At 44.6% G+C, this 20062-nt stretch carries 17 protein-coding genes and 2 pseudogenes; 10 read left to right on the plus strand and 9 right to left on the minus strand.

Annotated features, from left to right (window positions below; all coding sequences use genetic code 11):
* The first annotated feature begins 198 nt into the window (after positions 1 to 198).
* Positions 199 to 1163, plus strand: a pseudogene (locus G9G54_RS06485) (aldo/keto reductase).
* A gap of 87 nt (positions 1164 to 1250) precedes the next feature.
* On the opposite strand, the gene G9G54_RS06490 reads toward G9G54_RS06485, so the two are convergent.
* Positions 1251 to 3305, minus strand: a complete 2055-nt coding sequence (locus G9G54_RS06490) for a stalk domain-containing protein (RefSeq protein WP_165176869.1) — start codon at positions 3303 to 3305, stop codon at positions 1251 to 1253.
* Between the two features lie 508 nt (positions 3306 to 3813).
* Here G9G54_RS06490 and G9G54_RS06495 point away from each other — a divergent pair.
* The gene (locus tag G9G54_RS06495; RefSeq protein WP_165176871.1) at positions 3814 to 4143 is read left to right on the plus strand and encodes a DUF3817 domain-containing protein; all 330 of its coding nucleotides are present in this window, start codon (positions 3814 to 3816) and stop codon (positions 4141 to 4143) included.
* Between the two features lie 206 nt (positions 4144 to 4349).
* On the opposite strand, the gene G9G54_RS06500 is transcribed toward G9G54_RS06495, so the two are convergent.
* Both G9G54_RS06500 and G9G54_RS06505 read right to left on the minus strand, forming a co-directional pair.
* Entirely contained in the window at positions 4350 to 4601 is a 252-nt protein-coding gene (locus G9G54_RS06500; RefSeq protein WP_061828313.1) for a YolD-like family protein, read from the minus strand.
* A gap of 201 nt (positions 4602 to 4802) precedes the next feature.
* Positions 4803 to 5372, minus strand: a complete 570-nt coding sequence (locus G9G54_RS06505) for a TetR/AcrR family transcriptional regulator (RefSeq protein WP_165176873.1) — start codon at positions 5370 to 5372, stop codon at positions 4803 to 4805.
* A gap of 128 nt (positions 5373 to 5500) precedes the next feature.
* On the opposite strand from G9G54_RS06505, the gene G9G54_RS06510 reads away from it, so the two are divergent.
* The 7 genes from G9G54_RS06510 (at position 5501) to G9G54_RS06540 (ending at position 13471) form a co-directional block, all read left to right on the plus strand.
* The gene (locus G9G54_RS06510) at positions 5501 to 6973 is read left to right on the plus strand and encodes a DHA2 family efflux MFS transporter permease subunit (protein WP_165176875.1); all 1473 of its coding nucleotides are present in this window, start codon (positions 5501 to 5503) and stop codon (positions 6971 to 6973) included.
* A 208-nt stretch (positions 6974 to 7181) separates the two neighbouring features.
* Positions 7182 to 8717 (plus strand): nickel ABC transporter substrate-binding protein, encoded by a 1536-nt coding sequence (gene nikA / locus G9G54_RS06515; RefSeq protein ID WP_165176877.1) that lies wholly within the window; start codon positions 7182 to 7184, stop codon positions 8715 to 8717.
* A gap of 1 nt (position 8718) precedes the next feature.
* Complete coding sequence (nikB, locus tag G9G54_RS06520; protein ID WP_165176879.1) at positions 8719 to 9663, plus strand: nickel ABC transporter permease; 945 nt, start codon at positions 8719 to 8721, stop codon at positions 9661 to 9663.
* Complete coding sequence (gene nikC / locus G9G54_RS06525) at positions 9660 to 10514, plus strand: nickel transporter permease (protein ID WP_165176881.1); 855 nt, start codon at positions 9660 to 9662, stop codon at positions 10512 to 10514. Before nikB ends, nikC begins: the two co-directional genes overlap by 4 nt.
* Before the next feature lie 8 nt (positions 10515 to 10522).
* Positions 10523 to 11359 (plus strand): ABC transporter ATP-binding protein, encoded by an 837-nt coding sequence (locus tag G9G54_RS06530; RefSeq protein ID WP_165176883.1) that lies wholly within the window; start codon positions 10523 to 10525, stop codon positions 11357 to 11359.
* Positions 11352 to 12194, plus strand: a complete 843-nt coding sequence (locus G9G54_RS06535) for an ABC transporter ATP-binding protein (RefSeq protein WP_165176885.1) — start codon at positions 11352 to 11354, stop codon at positions 12192 to 12194. Before G9G54_RS06530 ends, G9G54_RS06535 begins: the two co-directional genes overlap by 8 nt.
* Complete coding sequence (locus G9G54_RS06540; RefSeq protein WP_165176887.1) at positions 12161 to 13471, plus strand: MATE family efflux transporter; 1311 nt, start codon at positions 12161 to 12163, stop codon at positions 13469 to 13471. The genes G9G54_RS06535 and G9G54_RS06540 overlap by 34 nt, the downstream gene beginning before the upstream one ends.
* Positions 13472 to 13590: 119 nt before the next feature.
* Here the strand turns inward: G9G54_RS06540 and katA are convergent, their stop codons facing one another.
* The 5 genes and pseudogenes from katA to G9G54_RS06565 form a co-directional block, all read right to left on the minus strand.
* Entirely contained in the window at positions 13591 to 15048 is a 1458-nt protein-coding gene (gene katA, locus G9G54_RS06545; protein ID WP_165176889.1) for a catalase KatA, read from the minus strand.
* Between the two features lie 290 nt (positions 15049 to 15338).
* On the minus strand, positions 15339 to 15941 hold the full coding sequence (gene cysC / locus G9G54_RS06550; protein ID WP_165176891.1) for an adenylyl-sulfate kinase: 603 nt from the start codon (positions 15939 to 15941) through the stop codon (positions 15339 to 15341).
* 61 nt (positions 15942 to 16002) lie between these two features.
* Positions 16003 to 16861 (minus strand): annotated as a pseudogene (locus tag G9G54_RS06555) (TIGR02452 family protein).
* Positions 16862 to 16866: 5 nt separating this feature from the next.
* Entirely contained in the window at positions 16867 to 17349 is a 483-nt protein-coding gene (locus G9G54_RS06560; RefSeq protein WP_023988856.1) for an NADAR family protein, read from the minus strand.
* A 28-nt stretch (positions 17350 to 17377) separates the two neighbouring features.
* A complete protein-coding gene (locus tag G9G54_RS06565; protein ID WP_165176893.1) occupies positions 17378 to 18283 on the minus strand; it encodes an NUDIX hydrolase in 906 nt (301 codons plus the stop codon).
* A 292-nt stretch (positions 18284 to 18575) separates the two neighbouring features.
* Between G9G54_RS06565 and G9G54_RS06570 the strand changes: the two genes are divergently transcribed.
* A complete protein-coding gene (locus G9G54_RS06570; RefSeq protein WP_180984610.1) occupies positions 18576 to 18878 on the plus strand; it encodes a hypothetical protein in 303 nt (100 codons plus the stop codon).
* A 107-nt stretch (positions 18879 to 18985) separates the two neighbouring features.
* On the opposite strand, the gene G9G54_RS06575 is transcribed toward G9G54_RS06570, so the two are convergent.
* Positions 18986 to 20044 (minus strand): DUF1835 domain-containing protein, encoded by a 1059-nt coding sequence (locus tag G9G54_RS06575; RefSeq protein ID WP_165176895.1) that lies wholly within the window; start codon positions 20042 to 20044, stop codon positions 18986 to 18988.
* Positions 20045 to 20062 lie beyond the last annotated feature (18 nt).

The following is a 20062-nucleotide window of genomic DNA, read 5'->3' on the forward strand; positions in this document are numbered from 1 at the left end:
CAGGAAATTAAGGATATGATTGAATTGAAACTGCAAACCGGGCAAAAATTTGGTCATAACTTTTTGCCACTTAAGACCCAAACTTAATCTATTTTAAAATTGGATTGTTCTGCTTGACCTAGTGTTTACACCAGGTTGTAAGATGTGCATTAGAGTCCCTCCAAGGATTCCACATCATACAAAAGGGAGTTTATAAACATGAACAATACAATAGCAATAGGAAAAACAGGATTAAAAGCATTTAAACTTGGTTTTGGAGCAGGTGTGGTAGGTAATTCAATGATGTATCCAAAAGTCGATGATACTCTAAGCCAACAATTAATTAGAACTGTCCTTGCAAAAGGAATCAATTTCATTGATACCGCATTTTTGTATGGAATGGGCCACTCTGAGGAGTTAAACGGTTAAGCCATCCGTGAACATGGTGGCCGTGAACATCTTGTAATTCTCTACTAAAGCTTCTTCTAACCCGCAATTTAATCAAGGCCATCTGGAAGTCGACAACAGTCCCAGCTGCATTACGTAAGGCTGTGGATGATAGCCTGATGAGATTACAGACAGACTATGTTGATATTTTCTTTCTTCATTTTCCCGACAGCCGTACCCCGCTGGCTGAAGCTGCTGACACACTTGCAGAGCTGAAAAAGTCAGGGAAAATCAAAGCCATTGGCGCTTCAAATTTAAGTTTTGAGCAGCTTAAGGCTTTTAATGCTGATAAACACTTGGATGTTCTTCAAGCTGAATACTCACTACTGGTCCGTCATGCAGAAGCCGACGTTATTCCTTATTGTTCAGAGCACGAAATTTCACTGATTCCTTTTTTCCCGCTCGCATCAGGTCTGTTGGCCGGTAAATATAACAAGGATGATGTTTTTAATGACACTTCACGAATGAATAATCCTTTATTTCAAAAAGAAGCATTTCTAGCAAATTTGGAACGCGTGGATCGATTCAAAGCATTCGCGAAAGACAAGGGTGCAGATCCTGCACAGATTGCGCTAGCTTGGCTATTAACGCGTCCAGCCGTTGATCTAATTATTCCAGGTGCAACCAAGCCTGATCAAATCGAGTCCAATCTTCAAACTCTGGGTGTTCGACTAACAAGTGACGAGCTTAAGCAACTCGATATTCTTTTCAATCAAGATAACTTGTTTACAGAGTAACAGATTGTCATTGTTCTACATACACTTCCTAATACACAAAAAGGGTTCTAAAGTGAAAACTCTAGAACCCTTTTTGTGTAGAAGTATTTATTTTGTAATCGTAATTTGTTTGGATGCAGTATTATAGTTCACCTGATACCCCGAAAGCTCGCTAATCACTCGTAATGGAACCAGCGTGTAGCCGTTAACAATAACCGGAGCTGTGATATTCGTCGAATAACTCCGGGAGTTGTTCAACTCATACACAGCAAGGGTAGAATTCTTGACTTGAAGCACTACTTGTTTGCCGTCTGTAGGTCGAGTCAGAATGATCTTTTTGGTCGCCTTTTCATAATTTACCTCGTAACCTATCCGTTCACTGATAAAGCGCAGCGGAACCATCGTCGCCCCATTTATGATTCGCGGGGCCTGAGCCATCGTCGTAGCACGACCATCGACATAAGCTGATTTAGCTCCTGGTGTCAGGGTGAACGAAGTTGAATATGAGGAAACCGCATTGTTAGGGTATGAGGACGTTGTACCAGAAGTTGTTGTTGTAGTAGAACTCGTCCCGGATGATGAACTACTAGTACCAATCGCTCTATTGCGAATAGCTTCTAACCGATCCAGCAAATCGCTTTTACGGGTTCCGCTCGGCAGATCACTGATTGCATCTCTGGCAGAACGCCAGTCCGAGGCATTCAGACTGTTTTCTGCAATTCGCATCAAATCTCTCGCTTTCTCATAATTCGATGAACTAGATGAAGAAGAAGAATAGTAACCATCCGAATCCGTGCGTTCTGATATCTTTACACCGCTAGATTCTCTTCCATTACTATTGACAGTCACGACCTTAATCTCATACCAGCGTCCTTCTCGCAAATCCGTGATTTTATAGGACTCAGAGCTTGTAGTTCCCTCATAATCTCCATCAACATATATCTTCACCTTGTCGGCTTTACTCGGCATATCGTAGGTGATTTTGATCCAGGTGTCACTTTTGCTATCTACTTCAAGATTGGACACTTCTGACGAATTGGAGGACGTACTGTCCGTTGTGGCAGTCAGTCTCACACCGGAGGACAATGCACCTGTGCTTCGCTTGGACCTAATCGTGAACGAATAGGCCTGCCCTGAAGAAAGATTGTTGAATGTATAGGATGATCCTGATGAATCGGTTACCAGTTGCCCGTCCTTATACAGACTGACTGTACTAATTCCGCTGGGTCTCGTCCAGGAAACAGTGACGCTATAGTTATTAACTGATGTCACTGAAGCTCCTGTCACTTCGGGCACGGTATCAACGCTGAGCGCTGAGGTCGTAACCGGAATACTGATTCCTCCAGAGATGTTGCCGGATTTATCAATAGTCTTGACCAGAACTGTATAATTTGTGGAGGCAATCAATCCACTGAACGTATAGGACGTCCCTGTAGTTCGCTGCACTTCCTTACCATTTAAATAGATGATCGCTTGGCTCAGGTCAGCATCCTTAGGCAATATGTAATTTACGGTAAAAGCGTTATATCCGACATTCGTCGCTGTAAGCCCGCTTACCTCTCCTGGAGGTGTCTTATCTACAGGGACATCAATGGAAGCCGTTTTGGCCTGTACTGTCGTACCTTGTGATTCATCTCCGCTCTTATTCACCGTCTTCACTCGAAAGGTATAGGTCGTATTCGGCTGTAAACCGCTCAACATATAAGAGTTACTTCTAATATTATCTACATACACATCGTTAGTGACACCAACCACTTTTACATGGTCGAAATTAAGGTCCGACGGATTGGTCCAGGACAAATTTACTTTTGTTGTTTCTGTAGGAACCGCTGTCAGATTGCTTACCTCTGCCGGCGCGATATTCGCAGTAACCATTTGGCTCGACATTACTTTTAGCATTTGGTTGAGATAGGTGTTCTGACCATAACCTTTTGTTAACGTAGTCACTTTCGTGCCTGAAGTAACCGGCACATGACGACCTTGAGCGGTTGCTAATTTGGTATGTAACTGTGCTGTATTCAGTCCTGTCAGATTTGAGTTATGCCTCTCAGTCGGCAACGCGCTAGCCACTGCATCGGGTGCCAAAATGCCATATCCCGTATTCAAAATCAGTGTAGCCGTTGCGAACGGAGCCATCCATTGACGCAAACGTTTTTTATTCATGATCTAAGCTCTCCTTGATACCAGTATGGAAATTTTATTTGTCAAAACTAATAAGTCAAGCTTACAAACCCTTCTGCTGCAATCCAGCTTTTAAAATTAACACTATAATGAACAGACATTCATTTAACTGTTATCGGAATTTCCATACAAAATGTTTAGGCTTCACACTAGCTTTTTTACAGATAGGGGTCGCGCAAACAATATATTCTAAGCCTTCGAACTACACCAGCTTAGTGTTTTTTCTTACTCCAAGCCATCTTTCTAAGCCCCATTGTTTGTTTCAACAATTTAAACGAAATTACGATTATCGTTTCCGGGGACGCTAAGCTGTGGGACGTTGGAATCAGCGAAATGAAGCATTGGCGGGAGATACTTCAATCATGTGAAAGCTCTGACATAACCTTTGGATTCAGCTATAAATATTCGATATATCGTAACTTTCTACCGTTTAATAACATTGCATTATAGGATATATTAAATTTTAAGCAATAGGAGAAGGAGGTGTATTATGTTCAAAAATGCCTTTAAGATGTTTGGTGTTATTGGTAATATTGAAGCGATTTCATATCTGCTGCTTGTGTGTATCGCTATGCCACTTAAATACGCAGCTGGAATGCCACAAATGGTAAGCTGGGTGGGTATGATCCATGGGGTACTGTTCGTGGCCTATGTTCTAGCGACTGTGGTCATGCTGATTCTGCGAAAAATAACGCTACTACAAGGTCTTGCAGCCTTGATTGCCTCGCTGTTGCCGTTTGGTCCCTTCATTTTTGATCGTAAGGTGCTTAAGAAAGCCGAAGCACGTTCCAGTCATACCAGCCCGATAAAAGCTACATAAGCATGTACAAGGGAAAGTGCCAACACAATAACGTTGCTTTCTCTTCCCACTCATGCAGCAGTATACAAAAACAACCGATGGCGCTAAACCACTCGGTTGTTTTTGTATACGCGAATTGTAAATTGTTACTTTCCCACGCAGTAAGGGAGACTCTAACTTTGTCATTCTTTTCTTCCCTATCTGCTATATTTATGTAATCACAACAACTAATCTCTCGGGTAATTTACACTCATAATATCCATAAAAGGAACTTTATCCGTTTCTCCATTACTCTCTACATGAACCTTTCCTGTTCTCGGGTCCATTTTAACAATTTGTCCACGGGTTGTTTCTTCGCGTCCCCATACGGTCAATACAACTTCGGATTGCTCTCGTTGTGCTTCTACAAGCTGATTCCCGATTTCCTCCAGTACAAATTCATCCCGAGTAGGCCGTTTGGGTACCTTCGCTTTTGCCACTTGCTATCACCCTTCCTTCGTGCAAAATCAAAATCAAATTCATTCTATTTTACCATACTTTTCATCATTTGGTGCTGGTAATGTGAGTAAAATTACGTCCCAAAACCACAAAAAAGCCGAGTTCTCAAAAACGAGAACATCGGCTCTCTAAAGTTGCTTGTTGGAGCTCATTAGGAGAGATTGAAAATCGAAGAGACAGGATTATTTGACCAACTGTGGAATGTAATCCACGATATTATAAATAGGAGCACTGCTCTGTTGCGTAACGGCCAAAATCAATGCACCTTCGAGCATCGAAATGATAAGTACCGCCAGACTGTGTGCCTTTTCCTCTTCCCAGCCCGAATCCTGAAGGCGCTCCATATAGATGTGCTGCCAATCTGTAAACGTATTCACACAGGCATGACGTAGCGATTCACTAATACAGGAAGTTTCCGCAGCAGCCCAGAAACCAATCGGCATGAAGTCGTTAAAGCCGGTACGGTCTGCCTCCTCAGCTGTATTACGAATAAAATCCTGAATGGCTAATACTGGATTATCATTCCCGTCCAGTGTCTGTTTTAATTTTTGCTTTATAAACTCATTCCCTCTTTTTATGCACTCCAAAGCCAATTCTTCTTTACCACGCGGAAAATAATAATAAAGTGAGCCCTTCGGTGATCCACTCTCCGCAAGAATCTGATTCAGTCCGGTCGCGTGATATCCCTGATGAAAAAAGAGCTTCGATGCGGTTTGTACGATATTCTCGTATGATTCGGGTTTAGCAGCCATATACAGCATCCTTCATTATATAGTAGTTATAACTTATACTTTGACAAAAAAATAACAACATGTTTATTATATATAGACCGATCGTTATAATTCAATACCCATTAATTTATTGGAGGAACAAAAACAACATGAGTACAAAGAGTCAAACAAGTTCACCCTCTGAACCCAAAACGTTCAAGGTGCTACCTATTATGATTGCCCTGCTCCTTAGTGGCTTTATTGGAATGTTCAGTGAAACGGCACTTAACATTGCACTGAATGATTTGATGCAGATTTTGCATATTACAACTGCAACAGCCCAATGGCTGACTACCGCTTATCTGCTGACACTCGGTATTTTAGTACCTGTATCGGGATTGCTGATTCAAACCTTTACGACAAGACAGCTGTTTGTTACGTCGTTGCTGTTCTCAATAGCTGGTTGCCTCGTTGCTGCACTTTCACCTACTTTTTCAGTGCTATTGATCGCTCGTATTCTTCAGGCCATTGGTACAGCGCTGTTATTGCCGTTGATGTTTAACACCATCTTGATCATTTTCCCGGCTGAAAAGAGAGGCGCGGCTATGGGGATCATCGGATTGGTCATTATGTTTGCACCTGCGGTGGGACCTACCATTGCAGGACTGGTACTGCAAAATCTGTCTTGGCACTGGATCTTCTGGATTTCTCTTCCGTTCTTGGTTCTCTCGCTGATTTGCGGTATTTTATTTATGCAAAACGTTTCAAAAACGACCAAGCCTAAAATTGATCTTTTATCTATCCTCCTGTCTTCCATTGGCTTCGGCGGTGTTGTGTTTGGTTTCAGTAAATCTGGAGAAGGTGGCGAAGGTTGGGCTAGCCTGATGGTTCTGCTTCCTGTGATTGTCGGTCTGGTATCGTTGATACTGTTCTCTGTACGTCAGTTGAAGATGAAGCAGCCTATGTTGAACTTGCGTGTGTTTAAATATCCTATGTTCGTGATCGGCGTTATTATGGTGTTCTTATGTATGATGACGATCCTTTCTACGATGCTGATTCTTCCACTCTTTTTGCAAAAAGGGCTGGCTCTGTCTGCTCTAACAGCAGGTTTGGTACTTCTGCCTGGTGGGATTATCAACGGTCTCTTGTCTCCCATTATGGGCTCCCTATTCGATAAGTTTGGTCCCAAATGGCTTGTTATTCCAGGCCTTGTGATTGTGGCCGCTGTTTTGTTTTTCATGTCCGGCATTACAACAACTTCAACTCTCGTACTCATTATTGTGCTTCATAGTTGCTTGATGATCGGCATTTCCATGATTATGATGCCAGCTCAGACAAATGGACTTAACCAGCTCCCTATGGATCTATACCCAGACGGAACGGCCATTATGAGCACGCTCCAACAAGTTGCTGGTGCTATCGGTACAGCCGTAGCGGTAAGCATTCTCTCGAAAGGCATGGACAGCTATTTGAGCCAATCCAGTATGCCTGAATCCGTAAATGAAATGGCCAATGCCATGGCAATCGGATCACAAAATTCATTTTTCTTTGCGATGATCATCAGTGTGATCGGGTTGATCCTTGCGTTTTTCATCCGCAGAGTTCATGTTGAACATGGCACTGCCAAAGCACCCATGCATTAATTCATAAAATTTTTGCCATTCCAAATTAAACATATCTAAATATACTTAAAGGCTGCTAACCATCTCACTATTGGTTATGCAGCCTTTTTTATATGGATTTACATACACATTCATCAATTACATATTTACAAAGCTCCTTCATTTGGTTACGATATGATTTATGAATTAAAGCGTAAAAATTACGATTACTATTAAGGAGGACTCCCTGTTGTTTAAGCGTTCGTATTTTAAACTATTTATACCTGCGGTAATGGCAGTGATGATGGCAGCCTGTGCTTCATCTCCGTCAGCTTCACCCTCTCCATCTGCTGCACCACAAGATAAAAGTGTCACCTTATTGTTTAACGTGCAAAGCCCTTCTATAGATCCTCATTCAGATGTAAATTACACAGCTGTTCGTGCTGGAGTAAGTGAAACACTGATCAAAGTGAACAAGGATCTCAAGCTGGAAGCTTGGCTTGCAGAGAAATGGGACAGCAAGGACGGACAGCACTGGACCTTCAACATCCGACCAGGTGTGAACTTCCACAGCGGTAAAGCCGTCAATGCCGCTGCTGTCAAAGCCTCTTTGGAAAGAGCGCTAAAGCTCAATCCATCGGTCAAAAATGCGCTACATATCCGTGATATTCATGCGGATGGACAGATTTTGACCATTACGACAGACAAGCCTTTCCCAGAATTTGTGTCTGAGCTGGTTCATCCGAATACCGCTATTATAGACACCACAGCTACAGATGGCTTCCCATCAGGGACGGGACCGTTCAAGGTTGCCAGCTTCCGTGCTGGAAGTGAACTGAATTTAGATCGCAATGAACAATATTGGAACGGTGAAGTAAAGTTGAAACATGCCAAATTCATGTTTAACGAAGACGCCAATGCACGTCAGCTTGCTTTTCAAGCCAAAACTGCTGATATTGTGTATCGCCCGCCAATTGAAAGCCTGGAGCTATTGAAAGCTGATTCTACCGTTAAGGTTGACTCGCTTCCTAGTTTGCGAACACATCAGCTTATTTACAATATGAACAATAACGATCTGAAAAAGACGGCTGTACGTAAAGCATTTGATAACCTGATTAACCGGGATGAGATCGCCAGTGGTATCATGTCTGGTCAGGGAACCCCTGCTCAAGGCCCGTTCTTGCCCAACTTTCCTTTTTCACCGGAATATATTACGAAACAGTTTGATTTGAATGCTGCCCGAGAAGGCTTCAAGCAAGCTGGATATACAGTACAGAACGGAAAAGTTGCGAACCCCGACGGCAAGCCGCTTCATCTTACATTGCTAACTTACCAGTCGAGAGCGGAGCTTCCACTCATCTCTCAGCTTATTCAGGCTAACGCTAAAGAACTTGGCATTACGATTGATATCCGTCAGGTTGATAATATTGACGAATATCTTGCCGCTCATCAAGATTGGGATTTAGCGACTTATAGTAGCATTACAGCCCCGCGCGGCGATGCAAGCTATTTTCTGAATGCGGCTTACATGCCTGAAGGAGCACTGAATTATGGGCGTGTGCATGTACCGGAACTCACGGGTATGATTTCACAGCTGAACACAACCGTGAATGAGGAACAACGCAACAAGCTGGCGCTGAAGGCTGTCACGCTGATTGACCAAGAAAATCTGCAATCCTTTCTGGTTCATCCAAACAACGTAGTGGCCTATCGCGATTACGTACATAACTGGGAAACTAGTCAAAGTGAATACTACTTGCTGACCCAGAACCTGGATGTAAACTAGCATGTTCAAATCTATCGTCAAAAAGTTTCTTGAACTGGTTTTGTTCTTTCTTATTCTTTCCTTTGTGAGCTTCTGTCTGCTTAAGCTTGTTCCGGGCGATCCCGTCCGGAGCATTCTCCGAGTCGATGATGTAGCTGTGTCCAATCAGCAAATTATGGATATGCGCAGTCAACTGGGGCTGGATCAACCATTGCCTGTGCAATATGGTAAGTGGCTGCTTCAGTTGCTTCAGTTTGATTTTGGACAATCTTATTTAACCCATCGTCCGGTATTCACAGAGTTTATGGAAAAACTGCCCTATACGCTACTGCTGACCGGAGGCTCCCTATTCATTATGTTGCTGATAGCTCTCCCATTGGGAACGATGGCAGCGCTATACCGTAACCGCTGGATTGACAGAGCCAGTCGTGTGTTTGCCTTAATCGGCTCCTCAATTCCCAGCTTTTGGCTGGGGCTTTTGTTTATCGAATGGTTTGCAGTTAAATTGCGCATTTTGCCGTCTATGGGTGAAGGAACCGCTTTTCATTTGGTACTCCCTTCTCTTACCTTGGGATTGGCAATGGCGGCCGTTTATGTACGAATGATCCGGGCAAGTCTGATTGAAAGCTCGGGGCAAGATTTTATCAAAGCGGCGCAAGCGCGTGGAATCAGCCCCATCCGCATTTTTTTCAGGCACATGCTTCGTCACAGTCTAGTTCCGCTCATTACGGTATTCAGTGAGAGTATAGGCAGCCTACTGGGAGGCACAGTCGTAATTGAAGTACTATTCGCCTATCCGGGGCTGGGCAAATGGATTGTGGATGCCATTGCTGCAAGGGATTACCCCATTATTCAGGGCTATACCGTATTTATGGCTGCATTCATTGTATGTATCAACATCTTGGTAGAGCTGTCCTACCGTTGGGTCAATCCTGAAATCGCTTTGAAGGAGAAACGTTTATCATGATAAAATCCGTACATGCGGAAAACGGGCAGCTCACTAGAACACGATTGTCCAAAACTTGGATCGTGTCGCTCTCCATCCTGCTCATTCTTGCAGCAATTACAGTCGTTCCGTTTCTTGCACCGCAAGATCCGTATCGTATCCAGATGGGGAATCGACTACAATCGATCAGCGCTACGCACTGGCTGGGAACGGATCATTTGGGCAGAGATGTACTATCGAGAGTGATAGCTGGGCTTCGGACGACTGTCGGAACCAGTTTGTTGATTTTGGCCGTTTCGCTGGTTGTCGGGGTCCCTCTTGGTCTGCTTTCAGGATTTATTGGAGGCTGGATGGATCGTGTATTCAAACGGGTGGTCGATGCCTTCATGACATTACCTGATTATATTTTTGCCATTGTACTAAGCGGTTTGCTCGGACCAGGCTTAGTAAATCTTATTTTCGCGGTGACTGCGGTAAAATGGGTAGGTTATGCACGGCTGGTGCGTAGTACCGTTCTGGCAGAAAAGCAAAAGGATTACATTTCGTTATCCATACTGGCGGGTACCTCCTCCCTGCGGATTGTCATGCGGCATATTCTCCCCCATGCAATTGGGAATGTTCTTGTGCTGGCTACGCTGGATATCGGCAAAATCATTTTAATGATTGCCTCCCTATCTTTTTTGGGCTTAGGTCCACAGCCGCCAATTCCCGAATGGGGTAGTATGTTGAATGAAGGACGAGCGTATTTTCAAATGGCTCCCCACCTGATGCTGGTTCCAGGGATAGCTGTCGTGCTAACAGTGCTACTGGCGAACGTATTGGGAGACAAACTGCGCGACCGTTATGATGTTAAAACCCGGACAGAGGAGTGAACTGGCACATGCTGACTATTGAAGGCTTAGCGATTCGGACAAATGTAAAAACGATTGTAGAGCAACTGGAGCTTGCCATTCGTCCGGGGGAATGGTGTGCTCTAGCCGGCGAAAGCGGTAGCGGCAAAAGCATGACGGCGTTCGCTATCGGCGGCCTTCTCCCCTCTTCTGTTACAGCGGAAGGAATCATTGCGTGGAAGGACAATAATTTGCTAGCCCTATCCGCTAAACAACGACGTTCTTTGCTTGGTAGTGAAATATCTTACATTTTTCAAGACTACCACGGGGCTTTCACCCCCTTTCTGCGTGTGGGCAGCCAACTGGACGAGCTTATGCGCGCCCATGGCAAACAAGATCGCAAGGCGCGCAAACAACGCTGTATCGAGGTGCTGGAGCGCGTACAGCTTCCCGCCGAGCGCGTGTACCGCAGCTATCCGTTTCAGCTCAGCGGCGGTCAATTGCAACGGGCAGCTATTGCGGCTGCACTGCTACTGGAGCCGAAGTTGCTTATTGCCGACGAGCCTACAACCGCGCTGGATACGCTCACAGCTCATCGGGTGCTCCAGCTCATTGACCAAATCCGGACGGAAACGGGTATTTCCGTCCTGTGGATCACTCACGATCTGCGTCATGTACGCAAGTATGCAGATCGAATCGCAGTGATGCGCAAAGGTTCACTGGTTGAAACTGGTGAAACGCAAGCGGTGCTGAATCATCCGGCCCACCCGTATACTCGTCGTCTATTGGCGGCTATTCCGCCGCTGTCTCCGGGCGCTCCAGCACGTTTACCTTACAACAGCACTGAAGAACAGAACGCAATGGAAAGGAGCGCTTTACATGAATAATCAAGCCGCCTGCGCTCAGCGGCAAGACACGTCTAATCCTGTCGTGACCGTCTCCGGTTTGACGAAGGCTTACGCTGGAGGCAAAACGGTGCTGCAAGATGTTGCTCTGACGATCTCCCCCCGAGAATGTCTGGGCATCGTCGGGGAAAGCGGCAGTGGGAAAAGTACACTCGCTCGCTGTATTTTGACACTGGACCCATTTGATCAAGGTGAGCTTAGACTGGATGGACAGTCTATCCGTGGGCTAAAGCGGAGCGAATTAAAACGGATTCGCAGCAGGCTGGGTGCAGTATTTCAACATCCATCTGCGGCTTTGAACCCCAGACTAACCATCCTGCACTCCCTGCTGGAGCCACTGGACCAGCTTAAGTACTATGTTCCTTCCTTTATGGCGGGTATGTCCTCAGAACGTCGGGATATAGCAGAACATTTGCTTGATATGGTAAAGCTTCCAGCCAGCTATCTGGACAAGTTTCCACATCAGCTCAGTGGTGGGGAAAAGCAGCGTGTAACCATCGCACGTGCCATCAGCACAGAGCCGGATTTTATCGTATTGGACGAGCCAACGGCTAGTTTGGATGTGACTACACAAGCCACCGTTTTAAATCTGCTCAAGGATTTGCAGGATGAGCTAGGACTGGCTTATCTGTTTATCTCACATGATCTGGCGGCTGTGCACTTTATGAGTGATCGAATCATGGTCATGAAAGAAGGCAGTGTGCTTGAGCACTTTCCCAAGGAATCATTATTTCACTCGGATCGCCATCCCTATACACAATCATTACTGGAGGTTTTTTCAACATGTTGCCTTCCCACCGAGCCTATCTTGCTTTAGCTATCCCTTTAATTATTTCGACGATTACAACCCCGCTGCTCGGTGCGGTGGATACAGCTGTAATCGGTCATTTGAGCCATTCCGCGTATTTAGGCGGTGTAGCGGTGGGCACTCTTATTTTCAATACTTTATATTGGCTGTTTGGCTTCCTGCGAGTCAGCACATCAGCTTTCACGGCACAAGCCGCGGGGGCACAAAATAACGACCAGAGCATAGCTGCTCTCATGCGCCCACTGGCCATTGCTTTACTCATTGGTGCGGTATTCATTGTATTACAAAAGCCAATTCTGCTAGCTTCTCTTCAGCTAATCCATCCGGCTCAGGATGTGGCGGCGCAGGCAGCAATTTATTTTAACATTCGTATTTGGGGAGCCCCTCTTACATTGGTGAACTATGTGCTGCTAGGCTGGCTGATGGGTTTGTCCCGCGTGAAGGCTACATTGTTTTTGCAAATTTCGATGAATGTGATCAATATGGTATTAGCTATTGTATTTACACAGATCATGCATTGGAATGTCACTGGTGTGGCAAGCGCTACTCTGATTGCAGAAATTCTTGCATGTGTATTGGGTCTGGTCCTGGTGTTCCGCTCATCGATTTGGAAAGAATGGAAGCAAAGCGGACAGATGAATTGGCGAGGTTGGTTTGGAGCTTCAGAGTTGAAAAGTGTCATGGCAACAAACCTTGATCTTATGATCCGTACAGCCTGTCTGCTGACGATGTTTAATCTGTTTACGGCGCGCAGTGCGAGCTTTGGAACCGATCAGTTGGCGGCGAACGCTATTTTGTTGCAGATCCATTATATTATGGCTTACTTTTTTGATGGGTTCGCCAACGCCAGTAGCATCATGACGGGTCAGGCTCGGGGTGCCGGGGATCGTAAAATGCTACAAAAAGTTATTCACTTGTCCTGGTTCTGGACACTGGTGACCAGCGTAGTGACGGGAGGATTGTATTTCGCACTGAAAGAGCCGCTTATCTCACTATTTACGGATAATGCCACAGTGATTAGTCTTACAGGCCCTTATAATGGATGGCTTGTGGTCTTTCCGCTGGCAGCCGGACTGGGACTGGTATTCTACGGTGTGTTTACGGGGATGACGGTAACGTATCCGATCCGTAATTCGATGCTGATCTCATTGCTCTGCTTTTTGATCGCTCTCTTCTGGTGCGTTCCCCATTATGGGAATCACGGACTTTGGCTGTCCTTTATTGTATTTGCCCTAGGACGGTCGCTGTTTCTTGTAATCTATTTACCTCGCTTGCAGAGGATATAGCAGCACCTGATTTACATCGCTCTCAAAACAAAGGATGTCCCATCCACCATGTACGTGGTGTTGGGACATCCTTTTATTATATATTCATACGGCTTTCAGGTTAGAGTTTGCAGATACCTCTACTCGCCTTGAGGAACGGTCAAGCCCAAACCTTCGGCTACACGACGTCCATATTCAGGATCAGCTTTATAAAAATGACCGATCTGACGCAGTTTGATTTCATCACTTTCTACGGGCTTCATCGCATTTACGATGTTTCGGACCAGACGTGCACGCTCTTCTTCACTGAGCAAGCGGTACAGGTCGCCTGGCTGTGTGTAGTGATCATGATGATCGTAGGCTACACTTTGCGCTTCGCCAGACACTTCAAAAGGAGCAATTTTGTGCGCAGGTGATTCTTTGGGTCCACCGAGACTATTAGGCTCGTAATAAACAGATCCTCCGCCATTGCTGTCACTGCGTAATGCACCATCGCGTTGGTAGTTGTGTACTTCTGCATGCGGACGGTTGATCGGCAACGAATTATGATTTGCACCTACACGGTAGCGATGTGCGTCGCCGTAGGCAAACAGGCGTCCTTGCAGCATTTTATCCGGGGATGCTTCAATTCCAGGAACAAATGAACCCGGAGAGAATGTCGCCTGCTCTACCTCAGCAAAGTAGTTCTCAGGATTCCGATTCAGCACCATGCGCCCAACCTCAATCAGCGGATAATCCTTTTGAGACCATACTTTTGTCACATCAAATGGATCAAAGCGGTACGTATCTGCATCTTCTACCGGCATAATCTGCACATGAAGTTTCCATGCAGGAAAATCACCTTTTTTGATGGCATTAAACAAGTCTTCTGTATGATAATCCGGATTTTCACCGGCAATTTTCGCAGCCAAATCCACATCAAGATTTTGCACACCTTGCTCCGTTTTAAAATGATATTTCACCCATACTGCCTGTCCTTCGGCGTTGACCCACTTGAACGTGTGACTACCGAAACCATGCATATGTCTAAGTGTAGCTGGAATACCGCGGTCAGACATAAGGATACTTACCTGATGCAGCGATTCAGGAGATAAGGACCAGAAATCCCAGACCGCATTCGGGTTTTTCAGATGGGTTTGGGGATGACGTTTTTGCGTATGAATAAAGTCAGGAAATTTAATGGCATCCCGAATAAAAAACACAGGGGTATTATTGCCCACGAGATCATAGTTACCTTCTTCTGTATAAAACTTCACCGCAAAACCACGTGGGTCGCGTACAGTATCGGACGAGCCCAGCTCACCCGCCACAGTAGAAAAACGGATAAACATCGGTGTACGCTTGCCCACTTCAGACAAGAAGCTTGCTTTTGTATATGCAGACAAATCATTAGTGACTTCAAAATATCCGTGCGCCCCTGCACCTTTTGCATGAACGACACGTTCCGGCACACGCTCCCGGTTAAAATGCGCCAATTTCTCCAGCAGATGCACATCCTGAATTAGTGTGGGACCCCGTGAGCCTGCTGTGATCGAATTTTGATTATCTCCAACAGGAGCGCCCCAGCTTGTAGTCAGGTTCGTTGGTTGGTTACTCATGATTGAAATCACCTCTTGAATGAATTGGTTAACTATGTGCCTTTCACTATAAATTGTGCACAAACAAAAATCAATACTTTTTTATAATTATTATAATCTAGGATTTAGAATTAGTTTAAAATCATAAATAAAAAAGCAAGCCTCACAAGGCTTGCCGTATATGCAGTACTGTATTAATTTACCAATAAGTACGCTTCAATTTTTACGTTCTGTGATGATTACTTTGATCACTTCTCGAAGTTTTGCAATTGAGGCTTTCAGACAATATTCATGTAGAATTCATCATAAAATCATATTAGCAGCTGCTTCCTATCAAGAAAATCCAAGATATCCTGAACCGACTGGATTACCTCTCGACCTTCAGTAGATACGATTAGATCAGGTTCCAGCGGTGCTTCATAGGGAGCATCAACCCCCGTAAAATGATGAATTTCTCCGGCACGCGCTTTCTTGTACATTCCTTTTGGATCGCGTCGCTCACATTCCTCCAGGCTGCACTGTATATAAATCTCATAGCAACCTTCCTGCTGTAAAATCTCCTTTACCATTTCACGATCTTCACAATATGGGGAAATGGTGGCACAAATCGTTAGAACACCCGCATGTGCCATTAGCTTTGCAACTTCAGCAATACGGCGGATATTTTCTTTACGGTCAGCGGGCAGGAAACCTAGATTCTGATTTAAACCGTGCCGAACATTATCTCCATCCAAAATAAACGTGTGTATGCCTCGTGCGTATAACGCTTTTTCAAGTGTGGAGGATACCGTTGATTTTCCCGAGCCAGACAGCCCTGTAAACCAAAGCACCGGACTTTTATGTCCATTCAAAAGCTGACGCGCTTGCTTATCAATATCGGACACATGCCAGGTTATATTCGAAGATGGATTCATTCAGCACCTTCCTTTTTCATGAGATATTATAGTAAAACAGTTTTTATGCACTGCCTTCACTTCAAGAAAGAACATTTTTAAAGCTGTTTAAAGTATGTTGGTCTGCTTTGTGATCCAACACTGCAAAAACAATCTGGTCAAACAGCAAACCATATCCTTCATCTACAAGCACTTGCTTGAACCAGAGGGCAACCTCTTCTGGCTTATTGCGAAATACTCCGCAACCATAGGCTCCCAGCACAAGATGTTCTACGCCGTTTTGCTTAGCCATTCCAAGAACGTAACGGATCCGCTCCAGCTCGCACAACTCCAGCATTTACAGCAGGTGCGGTCAGGAAGTCGACTTGATATGGCTTCTCCAACAATGTTCCCTGATCATCCCGAAATACCGGAACTTCAGGCGAATAAATCATATAATCTGAATAAAAACAGCTCCGCAGCTTCCGATTATGTCCATACATCTCTTCCATTTGTGAAATGCAAGGATATAATGCTGACGAACGAGCCAAGCTTTCTTCTTGAGCCTGGCTGCCTCCGAGAAATCCACCTCCCGGGTTTTTAGCTGATGCAAAATTCAAACACGCCACATGGGTCAGCTTCTCCTCTACCTGGAGTCTGTATGCCGCCTGTAACGTGCTTTCTCCCGTAATTTCCAATTTTGCAATAATCGTCTGTTCTTCTATGCGGGAAGAAGGCCCCCATATACTTTTTATTCTTTGCTCTGTTTCTTGCTTTACAGCTACCAGTTGAGAAGGTGTATATAACTTCGAGCCTGTGACCGCATTTCCTATCTCTTTTGTCATATTTACTTGAACCGGTTTGATATTCGTGTAATATCCATTCTCCAAAATGGATAGTGTCTCCTGCGCCATATGTGATCGTGCATCCCGGCTACTCCGGGAATTCATTGTATTTATCATGGTGACTATTCCTCCTTTTGCAATACATCCTCACGTAAATTCGTCAATATTTCCCCAAGCCAGTTCGTGCCACGCCATAGCTTGCGGTTCCGTATACGAGCATCGCTCTCAGCTAAGCCTACACCCCAAATGGTGTCGGTTGGACTAGCCTCAACCAGAGTGGTTCCTTTCGTTTTAAGCAGGTGCTTGAGCAAATTCGGATTTTGTGTAAACTTAGCATAATTACCGTCATATACAAATTGCCGGCAATTGGCCTCCCACAAGGATTGGTCAAATCCGCGCACACTGCGGCCCCGGGCTTTTTGCTCCCTTGGGGTAGGTGCTTGCATAATTTTCAAGGCCGCCTCTTCATCCCCAAAAAGCTGTGCTTTTTTCAACATCATATATTGCTCGGCACAGTTAAACTCCAATCCATCCACGACAAAATCAGAAGGATACCATTGCGAAAATGGCGAATGACTGCGATAAAAAAATGTAAACTTTTCCATGAAGATTCCTCATTTCATATTCCTTATGCTACATAAAACGCGACCGAGGCTTAAATCGGTATAACTTGGACGGACGATGTCCAGCCGCCTTTCTATACTCATTGGTTTCTTCCACGAGATCAGCTATTTTGCGACGAAAAGCTGCGGCCAACAGCTCCTTACCTAGAATAATTTCATACACCTGCTGAAGCTCACTCAGTGTAATTAGAGCTGGCATCAGGTGAAACGCGATATCTGTGTATTCTATTTTGCTGCGCAGACGCTCTATACCGTACGCAATAATTTTGGCATGATCAAAAGCAATTCCTTGTGACTCCAGCACCTCTCGCTTGATTTCAATGGTTCTTCCCTTAAGAATTTCAGTTATTTTTACTTTGGCTGATAGATGGATGTCCCCATGCTTCAATGTGATATCAATGTCTTGTTCCCATGTGTAACCTTCCGGCTGCTTCGTCCGCGTTTCCTGAGCTACGCTGTAATCCAGCTCAAACCACTGGGCATCATCGGCATCATCCCCCGCCTGTACCTCCAAGGAATCGTGATCCACCAATGCCATGTAAGCGCAGCTGATTACCCGCATACGAGGATCACGTGCCACATCTCCCCAAGTATATAGCTGCTCCATATAAATCTGATCCACATTCGTTTCCGTTTTAAGCTCGCGTCGTGCAGCCTCTTCCAGACTTTCATCTATACCTACAAAACCACCCGGCAACGCCCATTGCCCTATATAGGGATGCTCCCCTCTTTGGATCAAAAGAAGCTGAAGGGTCTTCTCCGGCAGCTTCCGGTAATTTTGTTGGAGCTGATCCATTACCGTAAATAGCAGCATATCTACCGTTACGGATGGGCGCTCATATTCATTCGCATCATACAGGGCCAAAAATTCCTCTTCCGTCAAGCCGCTGTGATTATGTTTCGATCCATCTATCACTTGCGTCACCTACCTGTTCATATATGGTTCATTTGTCGCTTTTAATTCAAAAGTGACGAATGCTTTATGTAACTTTTAATTTGAATCAATTGATAAAAACAAAATGTTAATATCAATACAATAATATATAAAAAGTGCTTCGTCAATAGGGTGTATAGACCTATTTTTAACCGTTTGATAGTACTATTAGACTGTTTACTGAATTTTACTTGTTGCTTATTGTCATATCATGTATGATGTTTTGGTCAATATAGGAAACACAACATACTAATCACGTAGGGAGAAGATCTAATTGTCTAACCAGTTTAATCCGCAATACAATCAGCAAGGAGCACCATCGAGACCAGCCCCTGTTTACCCGCCTCCTGTATCATTCAAGGAGTGGATGATCAGTTTACTTCTGATGGCTATACCGGTAGTTGGACTTATTATGCTGTTTGTGTGGGCATTTAGCGGCTCGACTAATCCGAGCAAAGCTAACTATGCTAAAGCAGGCCTTCTTTGGGCAGCTATTGTAATTGTGATCTATATCATTATGGCTGTTGCTCTGTTGCCTGCTATCATAAGTTCATTGAATTCAAGCAGCTACTATTGATTCTAATTACATAGCAAAATAACCTTCCGATGAATAACCTGATCATCAGAAGATCTTTAAACTAAACTGCCGATCTCGTCGGCAGTTTTATTTGATTTCTTTTCGCTTTACTCTTTTATTTTCACAGCATAACGATTCATCATTCCCGGCATCCCCTGAAAATCAAGTTTGCCATAAGCGATCAACTGTTGAATCCGGTATTCCAAAAAAGTATCGCTTCTTGGCTGCGACCACTGCGTTAAAGCTTGACCTATTATTTTTCCGGTGTTCACAAATTCCAGATTATCAGCTAACTGTATCTGGCTAATCATATCCAGCAAGGCCTGATCCAAATAATCCTCCGGCACATGAACAATACGGTCATTGTTCCATAATCTCAGGACACTATCTTGCTCGCTAAGCTCCAACCACTCCCGTTCGTATCGACGTCGGTCTTCCATACACACCACATAAAGTTCATCTTCACTTCGCTTAATGAACCGTTCGATTTCTTTCGAATGCACCACGCCCATGGATAAAGGGAATGGACTCTCATTATATAAATAATCATCCGGTTCCCGCTCCAAGGTATCCGTGACATTAATGACCCGAATAGGTGTAGCTCTGTTGCGCAAGAGATATAATGCAAAGCGTAATCCAACCTGCTCGTCAGCATTAGATCCACACCAGATTGTGATCGACTTATCATCCGGAATTTCACTAAGGGTAACCATCATCTGTTTAATACGCTGCTCCCAATTGGCGTAATGAAAAAACTCATAATGCATCATCCGTTCAGCCAACCAGCTGTGACGGTTTTCTTGTCCTTCTGATGTTTCCAACCTCCACAATGGTCCTATGGAAAACTGATCATTAAAAGACAGAACGATACTCTCAAGCCGCAATCCTGCACCGGAAAGTCCTACCTTCATCGAGCCTGCGGCAGACTGAGAAAACAATAGATGCACATGCCTCTCCCGGGTGCGTTCATGCTCCAGACGCTCATTTCGGCTCGTTTCCACATCATTTGCCCACTGTTTCAATATGGGGTTAGCCCATTCAGGATTTTTGTCTGATAAGGCTGCAGCCTGCTCCAGTACACTACGTACAAAACCTCTAAGTCTTCGACCCTTAAAAACCTCATCATAGTCTTCATCAAAATTCGGTTCATTATGAGATAACAACAAATCACTACCTCCTCTTAT

It is taken from the genome of Paenibacillus sp. EKM212P (assembly GCF_011066115.1).
Taxonomy (GTDB): Bacteria; Bacillota; Bacilli; order Paenibacillales; family Paenibacillaceae; genus Paenibacillus; species Paenibacillus polymyxa_B.